Origin of the sequence: Blastococcus sp. PRF04-17 (assembly GCF_023016265.1) — a bacterium.
Lineage (GTDB): Bacteria > Actinomycetota > Actinomycetes > Mycobacteriales > Geodermatophilaceae > Blastococcus_B.
The window spans coordinates 3,379,055-3,395,721 of the sequence record NZ_CP095412.1; the positions used below are offsets into that span (position 1 = coordinate 3,379,055).

Annotated in this window: 15 protein-coding genes; 12 read left to right on the forward strand and 3 right to left on the reverse strand. The window is 74.2% G+C overall.

All coding sequences use genetic code 11. The features are described from left to right. Positions 1-81 precede the first annotated feature (81 nt). The 3 genes from MVA48_RS17055 to MVA48_RS17065 all read left to right on the forward strand — a co-directional run bounded on the left by MVA48_RS17055 (position 82) and on the right by MVA48_RS17065 (position 4,269). Positions 82-747 carry a hypothetical protein gene (locus MVA48_RS17055; RefSeq protein WP_246981929.1) on the forward strand — a complete coding sequence of 222 codons (666 nt, stop codon included), beginning with the start codon at positions 82-84 and terminating at the stop codon, positions 745-747. An 89-nt stretch (positions 748-836) separates the two neighbouring features. Beyond that, a complete protein-coding gene (locus tag MVA48_RS17060) occupies positions 837-2,288 on the forward strand; it encodes a bifunctional 3-(3-hydroxy-phenyl)propionate/3-hydroxycinnamic acid hydroxylase (RefSeq protein ID WP_246981932.1) in 1,452 nt (483 codons plus the stop codon). Between the two features lie 97 nt (positions 2,289-2,385). Then, a complete protein-coding gene (locus MVA48_RS17065; protein ID WP_246981934.1) occupies positions 2,386-4,269 on the forward strand; it encodes a putative bifunctional diguanylate cyclase/phosphodiesterase in 1,884 nt (627 codons plus the stop codon). A 10-nt stretch (positions 4,270-4,279) separates the two neighbouring features. On the opposite strand, the gene MVA48_RS17070 is transcribed toward MVA48_RS17065, so the two are convergent. Then, positions 4,280-4,759 (reverse strand): pyridoxamine 5'-phosphate oxidase family protein, encoded by a 480-nt coding sequence (locus tag MVA48_RS17070; protein WP_246981936.1) that lies wholly within the window; start codon positions 4,757-4,759, stop codon positions 4,280-4,282. An 84-nt stretch (positions 4,760-4,843) separates the two neighbouring features. Between MVA48_RS17070 and mftE the strand changes: the two genes are divergently transcribed. Continuing rightward, positions 4,844-5,554, forward strand: a complete 711-nt coding sequence (gene mftE / locus MVA48_RS17075; protein WP_246981938.1) for a mycofactocin biosynthesis peptidyl-dipeptidase MftE — start codon at positions 4,844-4,846, stop codon at positions 5,552-5,554. 8 nt (positions 5,555-5,562) lie between these two features. On the opposite strand, the gene MVA48_RS17080 is transcribed toward mftE, so the two are convergent. After that, the gene (locus MVA48_RS17080; RefSeq protein WP_246981940.1) at positions 5,563-6,558 is read right to left on the reverse strand and encodes an iron-siderophore ABC transporter substrate-binding protein; all 996 of its coding nucleotides are present in this window, start codon (positions 6,556-6,558) and stop codon (positions 5,563-5,565) included. A 66-nt stretch (positions 6,559-6,624) separates the two neighbouring features. Here MVA48_RS17080 and MVA48_RS23575 point away from each other — a divergent pair, with 66 nt between their 5' ends. From MVA48_RS23575 to MVA48_RS17115, 8 genes are all read left to right on the forward strand, one after another. Then, positions 6,625-6,747: a hypothetical protein gene (locus MVA48_RS23575; protein ID WP_256461084.1), complete on the forward strand. Its 123-nt coding sequence runs from the start codon at positions 6,625-6,627 to the stop codon at positions 6,745-6,747. 121 nt (positions 6,748-6,868) lie between these two features. Next, entirely contained in the window at positions 6,869-8,146 is a 1,278-nt protein-coding gene (locus MVA48_RS17085; protein ID WP_246981942.1) for a multidrug effflux MFS transporter, read from the forward strand. 98 nt (positions 8,147-8,244) lie between these two features. Further along, positions 8,245-9,573, forward strand: a complete 1,329-nt coding sequence (locus tag MVA48_RS17090; protein WP_246981944.1) for a GAF domain-containing protein — start codon at positions 8,245-8,247, stop codon at positions 9,571-9,573. A 47-nt stretch (positions 9,574-9,620) separates the two neighbouring features. After that, on the forward strand, positions 9,621-11,087 hold the full coding sequence (locus tag MVA48_RS17095) for an MFS transporter (protein WP_246981946.1): 1,467 nt from the start codon (positions 9,621-9,623) through the stop codon (positions 11,085-11,087). Between the two features lie 29 nt (positions 11,088-11,116). Next, positions 11,117-11,620: a (2Fe-2S)-binding protein gene (locus MVA48_RS17100; RefSeq protein ID WP_246981948.1), complete on the forward strand. Its 504-nt coding sequence runs from the start codon at positions 11,117-11,119 to the stop codon at positions 11,618-11,620. Beyond that, the gene (locus MVA48_RS17105; protein WP_246981950.1) at positions 11,617-14,100 is read left to right on the forward strand and encodes a xanthine dehydrogenase family protein molybdopterin-binding subunit; all 2,484 of its coding nucleotides are present in this window, start codon (positions 11,617-11,619) and stop codon (positions 14,098-14,100) included. Before MVA48_RS17100 ends, MVA48_RS17105 begins: the two co-directional genes overlap by 4 nt. After that, positions 14,097-14,954, forward strand: a complete 858-nt coding sequence (locus tag MVA48_RS17110) for an FAD binding domain-containing protein (RefSeq protein WP_246981952.1) — start codon at positions 14,097-14,099, stop codon at positions 14,952-14,954. Before MVA48_RS17105 ends, MVA48_RS17110 begins: the two co-directional genes overlap by 4 nt. A gap of 37 nt (positions 14,955-14,991) precedes the next feature. Continuing rightward, complete coding sequence (locus MVA48_RS17115; protein WP_246981954.1) at positions 14,992-16,098, forward strand: SRPBCC family protein; 1,107 nt, start codon at positions 14,992-14,994, stop codon at positions 16,096-16,098. 9 nt (positions 16,099-16,107) lie between these two features. Here MVA48_RS17115 and MVA48_RS17120 read toward each other — a convergent pair whose 3' ends face one another. Next, a complete protein-coding gene (locus MVA48_RS17120) occupies positions 16,108-16,602 on the reverse strand; it encodes an alpha/beta hydrolase family protein (protein WP_246981956.1) in 495 nt (164 codons plus the stop codon). Positions 16,603-16,667: the final 65 nt, after the last annotated feature.

Sequence of the window (16,667 nt, forward strand, 5' to 3'; positions counted from 1 at the left end):
GCCCGGAACGCCTTCCGGAACGCAGGATTCCTGCGGCCGGACGTCCGAGTTCCGGGAACCGGTACGTCCGGAGGATCTTTCATGCGCATCGGCAAGCTCACGGTCGCCGCATCGGCGGCGCTGCTCCTGACCGCGTGCGGCGGCAGCCCGCTCGACGGCAAGTCCGGCCCGGAGGTCGCCGAGGCGGCGGCCGCCGCCCTGGAGGAGGCCGGGTCGGTGCACGTCACCGGCACCATCGAGCAGGGCGGCGAGGAGGGCGACGTGGACCTCCACCTGCAGGGCAGCGACGCCATCGGCACGCTCACGATGAACGGCGTCGACATCGAGCTGATCAGCGTCGGCGGCGACGCGTTCCTCAAGGCCCCCGGCGACTTCTGGGGCTCCTTCGGCATGCCGTCGGAGGCGACGTCGATGTTCGAGGACCAGTGGATCCTCGTGCCCGGGGATGCGGCCGCGGAGTTCGCCGAATTCTCCCTGGACGGCTTCGTCGACGAGCTGCGCGACCCGGAGAGCCCGGTGCAGGACGACGTCGAGGAGGGCGAGGTCGACGGCGAGGCGGTCGTCATCGTCACGCAGGAGGACGGCAGCGAGCTCGCCGTCGCCAACGACGACGACGCCTACCCGCTGGAGATCACGAACAAGGGCGACTCCCCGGGCACCCTCCGCTTCAGCCGGTTCGGCGAGAAGGAGGACATCGAGGCGCCCGCGGACGCCATCGACCTCATGGAGATGATGGGCGGCTCCTGAGCCACCGGCTTCGGTGAACCACGACGGCGGACGGCCGGTCGGGACCTGGTGTCCCGGCCGGCCGTCCGGCTGTCCGGGAGAATGAGGCGGTGTCCGGTCCCCCCGTGGTCGTGGTCGGCGCGGGTCCGGTCGGGCTGACCGCGGCGCTGCTGCTCGCTCGTCGCGGGCTCCCCGTGCGGGTGCTGGAGCGGCACCGCGCTCCCTACCCCCTGCCTCGGGCGGTCCACCTCGACGACGAGGTGTTCCGCGTCCTGCAGGGCGCGGGCGTGGCCGACCGGGTGCTGGCCCGCAGCCGTCCCATGGCGGGGCTGCGACTGCTCGACGGGGAACACCGCGTGCTCGCCGAGTTCCGCCGGCCTCCGGACGCGGGGCGGCACGGCTATCCGCCGGGTTCGTTCGTGCACCAGCCCGACCTCGAGGACGTCCTCGCGGTGGCCGCGGCCGAGGCCGGTGTGGTGATCGAGCGCGGCGCCGAGGTGGCCGGTCTGCGCCAGGACGGCGACGGCGTGCAGCTCGCCGTCCACCCTCGGGACGGCGGTGCGGACCGGTCCGTCCGGGCCGCCGCGGTACTCGGGTGCGACGGAGCCAACAGCACCGTCCGTGACCTCGTCGGCGCGACGATGCGCGATCTCGCCCCGGCCGACCGGTGGCTGGTGCTCGACGTGCGTTCGGCGTCGGAACTGCCCGTGTGGCCCGGCGCCTCGCAGGTCTGCGACTCGCGGCGTCCGGCCACGTTCATGCCGGTCACCGACGGCCGCTACCGGTGGGAGTGTCGGCTGGCCCCGGACGAGACGGTGGCCGAGGCGACGACCGTGCACCGGCTGGCCGCCCTGCTCGCGCCGGTCGATCCGTCGGAGGTCGAGATCGTGCGCGCGGTGGAGTACACCTTCCGCGCGCAGGTCGCCGACCGCTGGCGCCACGGCCGGGTGGTGCTCGCGGGGGACGCGGCCCACCTCAGCCCCCCGTTCGTCGGCCAGGGACTCGGCCTCGGCCTCCGCGACGTCCACCAGGTGGCGTGGAAGCTGGCCGACGTCCTGACGGGACGGGCGGACGACGATCTGCTCGACACCTACCAGCCCGAGCGCGAGCCGCATGCTCGCGCGCTCATCGGCATGGCCCGGCTCGTCGGCCGGTTGATGACCGGCGGAGGACGGGGCGGTGACGTCGTCCGCCGGGGGGTGCTGGCCGCTGTGCGCCGCATCCCGGCGGTGGCCGCGCTCGCCACCGACAGCCGCACGCCGCCGTTGCGGCCGGGCCCGCTGGTGCAGCGGCGGGGGAGGGGCGGGCGCCGGCTGGCCGGCACGCTCGTCCCGCAGCCGTTCGTGGTCGCGGACGGCCGGCGCTGCCGTCTGGACGACGTCCTCGGCGCCGGGGCGGCGGAGCTCCGGCGGTCCGGCGGCGACTTCGTGGTGCGCCGGGCGGACGGGACGGAGACGGCCGTCGCGGAGCCGACGGGAGACCTCGGGCGCTGGTTGGGGAACGCATGCGGTGTCCGCATCCGGCCGGACCGGATCGTCGGGGCGGCGATCTCCCGGACCTGAGCCGCGCCGGGCGGCATTGGTCGTCGACTCCACCCCTCCGGGCGACGTCCCGGGCCGTCCGCTCCAGGGACGGCCGTCAGGAGCCGATGGACGGCCCGTGATCCTCCGATTGCGCGACCGGGCGGTCCGCATGCTGCCCGAGGGTCGCCTGCTGCCCGAGAGCGTCTGGCAGCGTCGGCACACCGCGATCGTCCGGCTGTGCCTGGCCTTCGCCGCGCTGCTCGTGCTGTTCGGATGGACCCAGGGGGCGGGCCAGCCCGCCGCCGTGGCCGTGCTCGCCGCCGTCGCCCTGCCGGCGCTCGTCGCGACGACCCCGCGCCTCGGGCGGAAGGGGCGGGCGGCCGCCACCACGGTCAGCCTGATGGCCGGCTCCGCCGCGCTCGTGCACCTCTGGGAAGGCGTGACCGAGGCGCACTTCATCTTCTTCGTGATGGTCGGCGTCGTCTCGCTGTACCAGGACTGGGTGCCTTACGGCATCGCCCTGGTCATGGTGATCGCCCACCACGGCGCCCTCGGCACCATCTACCCGACCGCGGTCTACAGCCACGACGCCGTGCACGACCCGTGGTTGTGGGCCGGCATCCACGGCGCCTTCGTGCTCGCCGCCAGCCTCGCCCACCTGGCCTCGTGGCGGCTCAACGAGGACCAGGTCCTCAGCGACCCGCTGACCGGTCTGGCCAACCGCACGCTGCTGGAGGAGATCACCCACCGGGTGCTGCAGCGCGGCAGCGCGGTCAGCCTCCTCTTCATCGACCTCGACGACTTCAAGGCGGTCAACGACAGCCGCGGGCACGCCGCCGGCGACGAACTCATCCTGGTGCTCGCCGAGCGCCTGCGCGGCTGCGTGCGTCCCGGGGACGTCGTCGCCCGCGTCGGGGGCGACGAGTTCGCCGTCGTCGTCACCGGCGGTCCCGACGTGGCTCGCGCCGTCGGCGATCGAGTGCTGACCGCGCTGGCGCTGCCCGTGCCGCTGGACGGCGGACCGGTGACCGTCCACGGCAGCGTGGGCGTGGCGGCGTCCACCGACACCGAGGACCGCACCGCCGGAGCGCTGCTGCGCAACGCCGACCTCGCCATGTACCTGGCCAAGTCCCAGGGCAAGAACCGGATGGTCGCCTACGCCGACGGCATGGCCGAGGCCGCCCGGCACCGCGCGCAGATGGCCCAGGACCTGGAGGACGCGGCGGTCGCCGGCCAGCTCGAGGTCCACTACCAGCCGGTCGTGCGGATGTCCGACGGCCGCACCACCGGCTTCGAGGCGCTGGTGCGGTGGAACCACCCGGAGCGCGGGCTCGTCCCGCCCGGGGAGTTCATCCCGCTCGCCGAGGAGACCGGCGCGATCACGGCCATCGGCCGCTGGGTCCTGCGCGAGGCGCTGCGCCAGGGCACGGCCTGGTCGGCCGGGACCGGCGCCCGCCTGCGCATGGCGGTCAACCTGTCCCCCCGCCAGTTCTCCGACGGTGATGTCGTCGCCGACGTCACGGCCGCTCTCGCGGAGACCGGGTTCCCCGCCACCCAGCTCACCCTGGAGGTGACCGAGGGCGTCCTGGTCCGGGACGTCGACGCCGTGGTCGCCTCGCTCGAGGCACTGCGGGCGCTCGGCATCCGGATCGCCATCGACGACTTCGGCACCGGATTCTCCGGGCTGTCCTACCTGCGACACCTGCCGGCCGACGTCATCAAGATCGACCGCAGCTTCGTGTCGGACCTGCCCACCGGCCGGTCGGCCACCACGCTGATCACCTCGATCATGGAACTGGCCCGCACGCTCGGCCTGGACGTGATCGCCGAGGGCGTGGAGACCGAGGACCAGCGGCGCGCCCTGGCCGACCTCGACTGCGGCCACGCGCAGGGCTACCTCTTCGCCCGCCCCGAGCCGGCCGCCCGCTGCGGCCGGCACCTCCCGGCGCGGCTGCCCGCACTGCCCGCGCAGCCGGGCGCACCGGGCCTCGAGCGGCTGCCCGGCGTCCGCACGGCCTGAGCCGCGCCGCTCAGAGGTCGACCTTCTCGTTCTCGCCGGCGTCGATCCGCTCCCCGGTGACCTTCGCCTTCACGAAGCTGAACGCCGTCGCCAGGCGCCCGCCCGGGCTGTCCCAGTACTCCGCGGACTCCGCCTCGACCTTGAGCAGCACGACGCTGTCGTCGTCCGGACCCTGCGGGAACCAGGCCTCGACGCCGCTGTTCCACAACTCGCGCTTCCTGGCCACGTCCTCGACGACGACGGCGTCGCCGGTCAGTGACACCCACGTGCCGCCGGAGCCGACTCCGACGTTCACCTCCGGCGAGGCGGCGACGTGCTCGACGGGGTTCGAGCCGCGCTCGGCGAAGAACCACAGGTCGCCGTCGAACTCGACCTCCTGGAGCGTCATGGGACGACTGGTCAGCCGCCCGTCCATCGTGATCGTGGTCAGGAAACCGAACCGCTGACCACGGATCAGCTCGGCCACCTTGCGGGTCTGCTCGTCGCTCATGGGGCGTCCCTTGCCCATGACCCGTCGCCCACAACCCGTTTCCGGCACTCCCCTGCCCGCTCCGCCGGTGCATACGCTGCGCCGGTGTCCTCCGTCGGCGGCTCCTCCCTCGGCGCCCGGGCCTGGCCGGACGTGCCCGCCGGGGCGATGGTCGTGGTCCCGCTGGGCTCGCTCGAGCAGCACGGGCACCACCTGCCGCTCCACAGCGACACCTCGGTGGCCTGCGCCGTCGCCGAGGCCGCGGTCGGCGGGTTCGACGGTGCCCTGCTGGCGCCTGCCCTGGCGTACGGCGCCAGCGAGGACCACGAGGGCTTCCCGGGAACGATCTCGATCGGCACGGAGGCGTTGACCGGCCTGCTGGTCGAGTACGGCCGCTCGGCGGGGCGCTGGGCGGGCCGTGTGCTGCTCGTCAACGGCCACGCGGGCAACGTCGGCGCGCTGCGGGCGGCGGTCACGCTCCTGCGGTCCGAGGGGCGCGACGTCGCGTGGTTCCCCTGCGGTGTCGTCGGTGGGGACACCCACGCCGGGCGGACCGAGACGTCACTGATGTTGCACGTGGAACCCGAGGGTGTGCGCAACGACCGCGCGGTGGCCGGCGTGACGACGCCGATCAGCCGGCTGCTGCCGCGGCTACGGGCCGAGGGGCTGCCGGCGGTGAGCCCGACCGGCGTGCTCGGCGACCCGTCGGGTGCCTCTCCGCACGAGGGCGCCGTCCTGCTGGCCGAGCTCGCGGAGCGGCTGGTCGTGGCCGGCCGCTCGTGGCGGGTGGACCCCACCGGCCGCCTGGTCGGTTGACGCCCGGCTCACCCGAGCGCTGCTGCGAAGAGGGGGACGGTCTCCTCGAGGGCGTACTGGATGCCCAGCGCCGAGCCGCTGGAGAAGGCGTTGACCAGCGTCGTGTCCTCCAGGACGACGGCGGAACCCTCCTGCACCGAGGGCAGGGTCTGCCACAGCGGGTTGCCCGTGATCTCGGCCGGGTCGACGAAGATGGGGAAGACGACCGTCAGCGGGGCGTCGAGCAGTCGCAGCTGCTCGTTGCTGACGCTGATGAAGAAGTTCTCGCCGGCCAGGTCCTGGATCGCGGCCTTGTTGACGAAGCCCAGCTGCTCCATGAAGTCCACGCGGCCGTCGCCGCGGACGTAGGCGCCGAAACCCTCCGAGGTGTAGGCGCCGACCGCGACCTCCGTGCCCTGGAACTCCGGGTGGTCCGCGGCCGCGTCGGCGAACCGCTGCGCGACCTCCTCGGCCAGCGCGTCGGCCTCGTCGGTCCGGCCGAGCGCCTGGCCGACCAGCTCGAGCTGCTGCTGCCAGGTGGTCTGGTACGGCCCGACCCCCTCGGGCTGGCCGATGGTCGGCGCGATGGCGCTGAGCAGCTCGTAGCGCTCCTCGCTGCCGTCCGACCGGGTGTCGAGGATGAGGTCCGGCTCCAGCGCCGCGATGGCCTCGTAGCTGGGCTCGAGCGTCTCGATGATCTCCGGCGCCTCGTCGTACCGGCCCTCGGCCCACGGGCCGACTCCCTCGCCGCCGAAGCCGAGCCAGTCGCTCGCCCCTACCGGCTGCACGCCCAGCGCCAGCGCCGTCTCGGCGTCCGACCAGCCGAGCGCCACGACGCGGGTCGGCTCCTCGTCGACGGTGACATCGCCGAACGCCGTGCTCACCGTCACCGGGAACTCGCCGGCCGCCGAGCCCGTCGTCGCCCCTGCCTGCGTGTCCGAGGACTCGGTGGCCGAACCGCAGCCGGCGAGCAGGAGGGCGGCGGCCAGACAGGCGGCGCCGCGGACGACGGGACGGGGCGACATGGCGAACTCCTCGACAGGGGTAGGTAAGGCTCACCTAAGCACACCCCCGCCGGCGTCCCGGTCCGGGTGGTCACCGACGCCTGCGCCGGCTCGGGGGACGACGACCACCACCGGGCGCTGCGGATCATGAGCCGCTGTCCGCCGCTGGTGGAGCGGACCACGACCGCCGAGGTGCTCGACACGCGGTGAGTTCCGTTTCGAATTCGACCCGACTCGGAATGACTCGACGGCGGGCGCACTTGTCGCACCCGTAGTGCGGATCGTGCCAACGGCGGCCCCGCGTCAGCTGATCGACCGGACGAGGGACCTCGTGACCACCATCCAGGAGCGGCCATCCGCGGCCGCCCGCGACCGCTCGGGCGCCGCCGCGGACCGTCCCAGCGCAGTGCGCCTCGTGCTCGTCCTCGGCGCCTTCGTGGCGCTGGGGCCGCTGACCATCGACATGTACCTGCCGGCCCTGCCCACGATCACCGAGCAACTCGGGACGACGCCGGCCACGGTGCAGCTCACGCTGACCGGCACGCTGATCGGTCTGGCCCTGGGTCAGCTGGTGCTCGGCCCGCTCTCCGACGCGCTGGGTCGCAAGGGCCCGCTGCTGGCCGGCACCGCGCTGCACGTGCTGGCCTCCCTCCTGGTGCTGGTGGCGCCCACCATCGAGGTGCTCACCGTCCTCCGGGTCCTCCAGGGGGTCGGGACGGCGGCCGGAGGGGTCATCGCGCTGGCCATCGTGCGGGACCTCTACGTCGGCCGGGCCGCCGCGACGACGCTCTCCCGGCTGTTCCTGGTGCTCGGCGCGGCACCGGTCCTCGCGCCGACCGTCGGCGGCGAGCTGCTCCGGTTCACCTCGTGGCGCGGGATCTTCGCGCTGCTGGCCGGCTACGGCGCGCTGATGGTGCTGCTGGGGTGGCTGCTGCTGCGGGAGACCCTTCCCGTCGAGCGGCGGATCAGCACTGGCGTGCGCGGCACCCTGCTCGGCTACCGGGCCCTGTTCCGCGACCGGGCGTACGTCGGCCTCGTCGTCGTCGTGGGCCTGACCATGGCCGGCCTGCTGAGCTACGTGTCCGGGTCGCCGTTCGTCTACCAGGAGCAGTTCGGCCTCGACGAGCAGCAGTTCGGACTGCTCTTCGGCGCCGGCGCCATCTGGTTGATCGCGGCGACCCAGCTCAACCCGCTGCTGCTGCGCCGCTGGTCGCCGGCCCAGTTGCTGGTCACCGGCACGGTGCTCGGCGTCGTCGGCGGCGTGGCGCTCGTGCTGCTGTCGGCGACCACGACCGGCGGCCTCTGGGCCGTGGTCGGGGCGTTGTGGGTCTGCCTGTTCGCCTGCGGGCTCGCCTTCCCCAACGCGCCGGCGCTCGCCCTGTCCCGACACGGCGAGGCCGCGGGCACCGCGGCGGCGCTGCTCGGCGCGGTCCAGTTCGGCGTCGGCGCGGTGGTGTCCCCGGTCGTCGGCCTGCTGGGCAACGACGCGCTCGCCGTCGGCACGGTGATCCTCGCGGCCCTCGCGCTGGCGGTCGCCGTCCTCGTCGTCGTCGTGCGCCCCTGGGAGATCCCGGTCGACGACACCGTGGACGCCGTCGCCGTGCACTGAGCCCGCCGGGCCGGGCTCCGCCGGGCGGGACGCCTGGTCAAATGCACGGGGACCGGTCACGATGGCTGTGACATGAGCCACTGTTGGCGGAGCGTTCCGTGCCACCGGCTGTGAACCCATGGCTGGCGCTGCCGCACGGGCGGCCCAGCCGGTCTCTCACCCGGCGGCTGCGGGCTGCCCACGAGCGGTTGGTCACCGGCGCCGACCCCGACGGCCAGGCACACGACGAGGCCGTCCGTTCCGTCGTCCGCGAGTCCTGGCTCCGGTGCCTGAGCGGAGGCGTCGACCCCGACGGCGGCGCCCCGCCGGTGGAGCTGCTGGACGGCGACCTGCTGGCCTGGCGGGAGGCGCACCCCCTGGCGTCGGTCATGCCGGTGATCCGGCGCCTGCTGGTCCAGGACGCCGAGGCCGGCGAGATGATCGTCGCCGTCACCGACGCGGGCGGGCGGATGTTGTGGGTCGAGGGCGACCCGAGGCTGCGCTCGCGGGCGGCCGGGATGAACTTCGTCGAGGGCTCGCGGTGGTCGGAGGACGTCGCCGGGTCCAACGCGCCGGGCACGGCGCTGGCCATCGACCACGCGGTGCAGTTCTACGGCAGCGAGCACTACCGCCGTCCCGTCCAGCCGTGGAGCTGCTCGGCGGCTCCGGTGCACCACCCCCTCACCGGGCAGCTGCTCGGCGCCATCGACGTGACCGGCGGCGACCACGTCGCCAGCCCGCACGTGCTCACCCTCGTCCGGGCCACCGTGGCCGCCGTCGAGTCGGAGCTGCGCTGGCAGCACCGCGAGCAGCTGCAGAACGCGTCGCGCCGGCTGCCTCCCCTGCAGCGGGCGGCCCCGCGGCTGGAGGTGCTGGGACGGGAGCGGGCACGCCTGGTCCTGCCCCGCGGGCCGCTGGAGCTGTCCCTGCGTCATTCGGAGCTCCTGCTCCTGCTCGCCGAGGCCGCCGCCGCCGGCGAGGGCCGGACCACCGCCCGGCTGGCCGCCGAGTGCCACCCCGGTGACGCCGCCGCCGTGACCATCCGCGCCGAGCTCTCCCGGCTGCGCCGGCTGATCGGCGCCGACCTCGTCGGCTCGCGCCCGTACCGGCTGCTCGCCCGCGTCGAGACCGACCTCGACCAGGTCCGGCGGCTGCTCGCCGGCGGCTCGGTGGGCTCGGCGCTCGAGCGGTACCCCGGTGCCGTCCTCCCCGGCTCCCGCGCGCCCGGCGTCGTGGCGGCCCGCGAGCGGGTGGGCGCACAGCTCCGCCAGGCCGTGCTGCGCAGCCGGCGACCCGAGCTCCTGCTCCGCTACGCCCAGCTGCCCGAGGCGCGCGACGACGCCGCCGTCTGGCAGGCCTGCCTGGACTGGCTGCCGGCCACGTCGCCGCGCCGCGCGGCCGCCGCGGCACACCTGCTGCGGCTGCGGCGCAGTTCACGGTCCCGCTGACCGGCGCGTCGGGAATGCACGGCCGGGCCGTGTTCTTGGCTCCTTGAGTGCCCGTCGCTCCGCCACCCCCCGCGATCCCCGCGCTGAGCACCGTCCGCGTCGTCATCGCGATCGTCGCGCTCGCCCTCGGGGGTTTCGCGATCGGCACCACCGAGTTCGTGACGATGGGTGTCCTGCCCGACATCGCCGAGGGTGTGGGGGTCGACATCCCGTCGGCCGGGCACGTCATCTCCGCCTACGCGCTCGGCGTCGTGGTGGGCGCCCCGGTCATCGCGGCGAGCAGCGCGCGCCTCCCCCGCCGCGCGCTGCTGGTCGGTCTGATGGGTGCCTTCCTCGTCGGCAACGCCCTCACCGCCGTCGCGCCCGGGTACCGGACCCTCCTGGTCGCCCGCTTCCTGACCGGGCTCCCCCACGGCGCCTACTTCGGCGTCGCCTCCCTGGTCGCCGCGTCGCTGGTCGCCGAACGGCTGCGGGGCCGGGCCGTGAGCTCGGTGATGCTCGGCCTGTCCGTCGCCCTGGTCGCCGGCGTGCCGGCCGCCACCTGGCTCGGTCAGGCGACCGGCTGGCGCTCGACCTACTGGCTGGTCACCGTGCTCGCCGCGGCGACGGTGGCCGCCGTCCTCGCCGTCGTCCCCTCGATGCCGGGCCGCCCGGAGGCCACCGTCCGCGGTGAGCTGGGCGCGCTGCGCCGCCCGCAGGTGCTGTTGACCCTCGGTGTCGGCATCGTCGGCTTCGGGGGCATGTTCGCCCTCTACAGCTACATCGCCCCCCTCGTCACCGACGTCGCCGAGCTCTCCCGCGGCACCGTGCCGGTGATCCTGTTCGTCTACGGCATCGGCGGAGTCGTGGGGACGGCGCTGGCCGGCCGGCTGGGGGACTGGGCGCTGTTCCCGTCCCTGGCCGGTGCGCTGGTCACGCTGATGGCCGTACTCGCGGTGACCGCGCTGGTCTCGCCCTGGGCGCCCGGCCTGGTCGTCGCCGTCCTCCTGGTCTCGATCAGCGGGTCGACGCTGGCGATCCTGCTGCAGCTGCGGCTGATGGAGACCGCGGGCGAGGCCCAGATGCTCGGTGCCGCGCTCAACCACTCGGCGCTGAACCTGGCGAACGCGCTCGGCGCGTGGGTGGGCGGCCTGGTCATCGCGGCCGGGCTGGGCTATCGCGCCCCCAGCGTGGTCGGCGCCGGTCTGGCCGCGGCCGGCGTCGTCCCCCTCCTCCTCTCCGCCGTGCTGCGCCGCCGGGCCCTCCGGGCGGAGACCCCCGGATCCGGGCCGGTCAGCAGCCCGTCCTGGCCGGGGACCGGGCCACCGCGGCCTGAGGCCCTCGCCCGCGTTGCAACGGCGGTGCAACGTTCCGGCCACCGGCGGGCGGACGACGTCCTGCCCGGGAAACCGCGCAGAACAGGGACTTTCGGCTCGGCACGACCGTGCGGGCCGGTCACCCGAGGGCACCGTCACCGCCCGCTCTGGACGGACGTGCGCCACGGCGCCAGACTCCGGCTACGCCCCCGGAGGTGACCGGGGCCACACCTCAGAGCGGAGGTCTCGTGACCGCGATCAACGTGCGGGTCGACGGAGCGTCCTACAGCGATGACGTCGAACCCAGGACACTGCTCGTGCACTACCTGCGGGAGCAGCTCGGCAAGGTCGGCACCGTGGTCGGCTGCGACACCAGCAACTGCGGCGCGTGCACGGTCCACCTCGACGGCGAGGCCGTGAAGAGCTGCACCGTCTTCGCCGTCCAGGCCGACGGCTGCGAGGTCACCACGATCGAGGGCATCGGCACCGACGGCCGGCTGCACCCGATGCAGAAGGCCTTCCACGAGTTGCACGGGCTGCAGTGCGGCTACTGCACGCCGGGCATGATCATGGCCTCGATCGACCTGCTGAGGGACAACCCGAACCCGTCCGAGGACGAGGTCCGCGAGGGCATTGAGGGCAACCTCTGCCGCTGCACCGGCTACCAGAACATCGTGCGGGCCGTGCAGCAGGCCGCGTCGGAGATGAACGGCTCGGCGGCCGCGCCGGAGGCGCTGGGAGCCCAGTCATGACCCTCGTCGAGGAACCGGCCACGCAGGCACCGGAACGCGAGATCGGCAAGGCGCGTCGTCGCAAGGAGGACGCCCGACTGATCACCGGCCGAACGACCTGGACCGACAACCTGGTCCTGCCGGGCATGCTGCACCTGGCGATCGTCCGCAGCCCCGTGGCCCACGCGAAGATCACCGGCATCGACGTCAGCGCCGCGCAGCAGGCGCCGGGCGTGCTCGCCGTCTTCACCGGTCGGGACTTCGCCGAGGAACAGGGCTCCATCCCCTGTGCCTGGCCCGTGACGCCGGACATGGTCAACCCCGGGCACCCCTCGGTCGCGGTCGAGGAGGTCAACCACGTGGGCGAGGCGGTGGCGGTGATCGTCGCCCGCAGCAAGGCCGCCGCCCAGGACGCCGTCGAACTGGTCGACGTCGACTACGACCTGCTGCCCCCCGTGCTCGACATGGAGGAGGCCGTCGGGCACCAGCCGGCGCTCTGCCACGACCACGTGGAGTCCAACGAGAGCTTCCGCTTCGTGTTCGACGCGGGCGAGGCCGGCACCGGCGCCGACACCGAGCAGGCCTTCGCCGAGGCCGACGTCGTCGTGAGCCGCCGGTTCGTCCAGCAGCGGCTGATCCCGGCCTTCATGGAGCCGCGGGCCACCGTCGTCCAGCCCCAGGGCGACAACTACACGATGTGGTCCTCGACCCAGGTGCCGCACATCCTGCGGCTGATGCTCGCGATGATCACCGGCACGCCCGAGCACAAGCTGCGCGTCATCGCCCCGGATGTGGGCGGTGGGTTCGGCGGCAAGCTCCAGGTGACGCCCGAGGAGGTCATCACGCTGCTCGTCGCCAAGCGCATGGGGAAGCCGGTCAAGTGGACCGAGACCCGCAGCGAGTCGCTGATGAGTGCCCACCACGGCCGCGACCAGATCCAGTACATCGACATCGCGAGCGACCGCGAGGGCAACGTCAAGGGCCTGCGCTGCCGGATCCTCTCCGACATGGGCGCCTACCTGCGCCTGGTCAGCCCCGGCATCCCGATCCTGGGCGCGTTCATGTACGTGGGCATCTACAAGTTCCCGGCCTACCGGTTCGACTGCCAGGGGATCTTCACGAACAAGACACCGACCGACGCCTACCGCGGCGCCGGTCGGCCCGAGGCCACGTTCGCGGTCGAGCGGATCATGGACGAGCTGGCCCTCGAGCTGGGCATGGATCCGCTGGAGCTGCGCCGGAAGAACTGGATCAAGGCCGAGGAGTTCCCGTTCACCACGGCCGCCGGGCTGGAGTACGACAGCGGCGACTACGACGCCGCGACGCAGCAGGCGCTGCAGCTCATCGGCTTCGAGGAGCTGCGGGAGGAGCAGCGGCGCCGCCGCGAGTCCGGCGACCCCGTCCAGTTGGGCATCGGGTTCTCCACGTTCACCGAGATGTGCGGGCTCGCGCCCTCCCGGGTCCTGGGGTCGCTCGCCTACGGCGCCGGCGGCTGGGAGCACGCCAGCATCCGGATGCTGCCCACCGGCAAGGTCGAGGTGGTCACCGGGTCCACTCCGCACGGGCAGGGGCACGAGACGGCGTGGAGCCAGCTGGTCGCCGACGAGCTCGGCGTGCCCTTCGAGGACGTCGAGGTGCTGCACGGCGACACCTCCATCGCCTCGCGTGGCCTGGACACCTACGGCTCCCGCTCGCTCGTCGTCGGCGGCGCGGCCGTGGTCAACGCGGCGCAGAAGGTCGTCGCCAAGGCCCGCACGGTCGCCGCGCACCTGCTCGAGGCCAACCCCGACGACCTGGAGTTCTCGGGCGGCAGCTTCTCCGTGCGCGGCACGCCGGGCACGGGCATCTCGATCCAGGAGCTGGCGCTGGCGACCTTCGCGGCGCACAACTTCCCCGAGGGCGTGGAACCGTCGCTCGACGCCGACGCCACGTTCGACCCGGTGAACTTCTCCTATCCCCACGGCACGCACATCTGCGCCACGGAGGTCGACACCGAGACCGGCATGGTGAAGATCCGCAAGTACGCCTGCGTCGACGACGTCGGCAAGATCGTGAACCCGCTCATCGTGGAGGGACAGGTGCACGGCGGGCTGGCCCAGGGCATCGGGCAGGCGCTGTACGAGGAGGCCGTGTACGACGCCGACGGCAACCTGACCACCGGGACGTTCGTCGACTACCTGGTGCCCTCGGCCGCCGACCTGCCGCACTTCGACACGGGCAACACCGTGCACGAGGCGCCGGGCAACCCGATCGGCGCCAAGGGCGTGGGCGAGGCCGGGGCCATCGCGAGCACCCCCGCGGTGGTGAACTCCGTGCTGGACGCCGTCCGGCACCTGGGCGTGTCCGACATCCGGATGCCACTGACACCCGAACGCGTCTGGCGGGCGATCCATCAGGGCGGGGACGGCGCCGACCGGGCGACCGCGGTGACCACTGCGCAGGGCGTGGACGCGGCCGCGACGCCGCTGGCCGGCGACGAGACCCCTGGAGGCGCGCTGTGATCCCCGCACCGTTCGACTACGCCCGCCCGACGACCGTCGACGAGGCACTGCAGGCGGTCGCCTCGGGCGGCGAGGACGTGAAGATCCTCGCCGGCGGGCAGTCGCTGATCCCGGTCATGCGGCTGCGGCTGGCCGCGCCGGAGACGGTGGTCGACCTCACCCGCGTCGCGGAGCTGCGCGGCGTCCGGGACGACGGGGACGCGATCGTGGTGGGCGCGATGACGACGCACTCCGACGTCGTCGCCGACCCGCTGATCGCGCAGTACGCGCCGATCGTGGCCCAGGCGACCGAGACCGTGGCCGACCGGCAGGTGCGGCACCGGGGCACGTTCGGGGGAGCGCTCGCGCACGCCGACCCCGCCGGTGACCTCCCGGCGGTGGCCCTGGCACTGGACGCCGAGTTCGTCATCGCGGGCCTCACCGGCCGGCGCACGGTGCCCGCGGCAGAGTTCTTCGTCGACTACCTGACCACCGCCCTGGAGGAGGGGGAGCTGCTCGTGGAGATCCGGCTGCCCAAGCTGCAGGGGAGCTGGGGCATGCACTACGAGAAGTTCAACCGGGTCGCGCAGGCGTGGTCGATCGTGGCCGTGGCCGCGCTGGTCCGGCGGGAGGACGGCCGGATCGCCGAGGCCCGCGTCGGACTCACCAACATGGGCCCGACGCCGGTGCGGGCGCGGGGCGTGGAGGAGGCCCTGGCCGGCGCGGACGCCACGGCCGAGGCCGTCGCCGCGGCGGCCGAGCGCGCGGCGGAGGACACGAGCCCCAGCAGCGACCTCAACGCGCAGGCCGACTACCGCGAACACCTGGCCCGCGTCCTCACCCGCCGGGCGGTGACGGCGGCCGCCGGGCTGTAGCTTCCACAAGGACCCCGTCCTCGCAGGAGGTTGAACCGTGCAGCTGGAGAACTCGTTCATCGTCCCCGTCCCCGTCGACGAGGCATGGCGGGTGCTCCTCGACATCGAGCGGATCGCGCCCTGCATGCCCGGTGCCGCCCTGGACTCCGTCAGTGGCGACGACTTCACCGGCCGCGTCAAGGTGAAGCTCGGGCCGATCAATCTGACCTACCAGGGCAAGGCGTCGTTCATCCAGAAGGACGAGGCGAACCACACGGCGGTCATCGACGCCCGCGGCAAGGACCAGCGCGGGAACGGCACCGCGGCCGCCGTGGTCACCGCGAAGCTCCGGGCCGAGGGCTCGACCACCCGCGTCGACGTGCTGACCGACCTCAACATCACCGGCCGGCCGGCGCAGTTCGGGCGCGGGGTCATGACCGACGTCGGCAACAAGCTGCTCGGCCAGTTCGCCGACAAGCTGGCCGCGCAGCTGGGTGAGGGCGACGCCCAGGGTGACGCCCAGCGGGCGGAGAGCGCCGCGACCACGGCCGCGACCACGGCCGCCGCAACGGCGACCGGTGCGGTGGAGGAGATCGCGGCCTCCGCCGAGCAGGCGGCCGGAGACGGCACGGCCGGCAAGGCGGTCAAGAAGGCGGCGGCGGCCACGAAGAAGGCGGCCGCCGCGGCCACGGATGCGGTGTCCGACGCGAGCAGCGCCCCGAGTGCCCCGGCGAAGAAGGCGGCCCCGGGCAAGGCGACCCCGGCCAAGGCGACCCCGGCCAAGGCGGCCCCGGCCAAGGCGGCCCCGGCGAAGGCGGCACCGGCGAAGAAGGCGGCTCCCGCCAAGGCGGCGCCGACCGAGGCGGCGCCGGCCGCGGTCGTGCCGGACCCGATCGCCGTCCCGCCCAAGTCGCCCAGCAGGCCGCCGAGCGGGCCGACCGCGCCGCCGCGCAAGGCCGCGACGGGCGGACCCGTGCGCAGCGTTCCGTCGGACGAGCCGCGGGTGAGCACCCGCCCGCAGGAGGAGCCGGAGCCGATCGACCTGCTCGAGGTGGCCGGCGGGGCCGCGATGGCCCGCTACGCGGCGCCGGCCGCCGGGGTGGCGGGTGCGGTGATCCTGCTCGCACTGCTGATCCGCCGGCGGCGCCGGCGCCGCGCCCACTGACCGCGGCGGTCAGGCGGCAGCCTGCGCGGCGAGCCAGGTGACGGCCGCCGCGGCGACGACGTCGACGTTCCGCTTGAGCGAGTGGTCGCCGGGCACGGCGTAGACCGAGGCCGTCGCCCGGCCGCGGAGCACGGCGGCGACGTCGGCCGGACCGCCGAAGGAGTCGGTCTCGCCCTGGACGACGACCAGCGGCGCCGCCACCACGAGCAGCTCGTCGGCGCGGCTCTTCTCCGGCCGGCCCGGTGGGTGCAGCGGGAAGGCGAGCGCAAGCACGCCGGCGGCGCCGTGCTGGGCCGCCGTCCGGCAGGCCACCCGGGCACCGGCGCTGCGACCGCCCTGGACCAGCGGGCCGGTGAGCAGACCGCGAGCTCGGAGTCCGCCGACGATCGCGTGCCACCCCTCGTCCAGCCGGGGCGGCGCCGGCGCGATCCGCCGGCCCGCGACCCGCCAGGGTTGCTCGACGCCGATCACCCGCCAGCCGGCGCGAGCGGCCTCGGCCGTCACCGCGACCAGGTCCGGCGAGCCGATCCCGCCTCCGGCCCCGTGGCCGAGCAGCAGGGTGCCGTGCG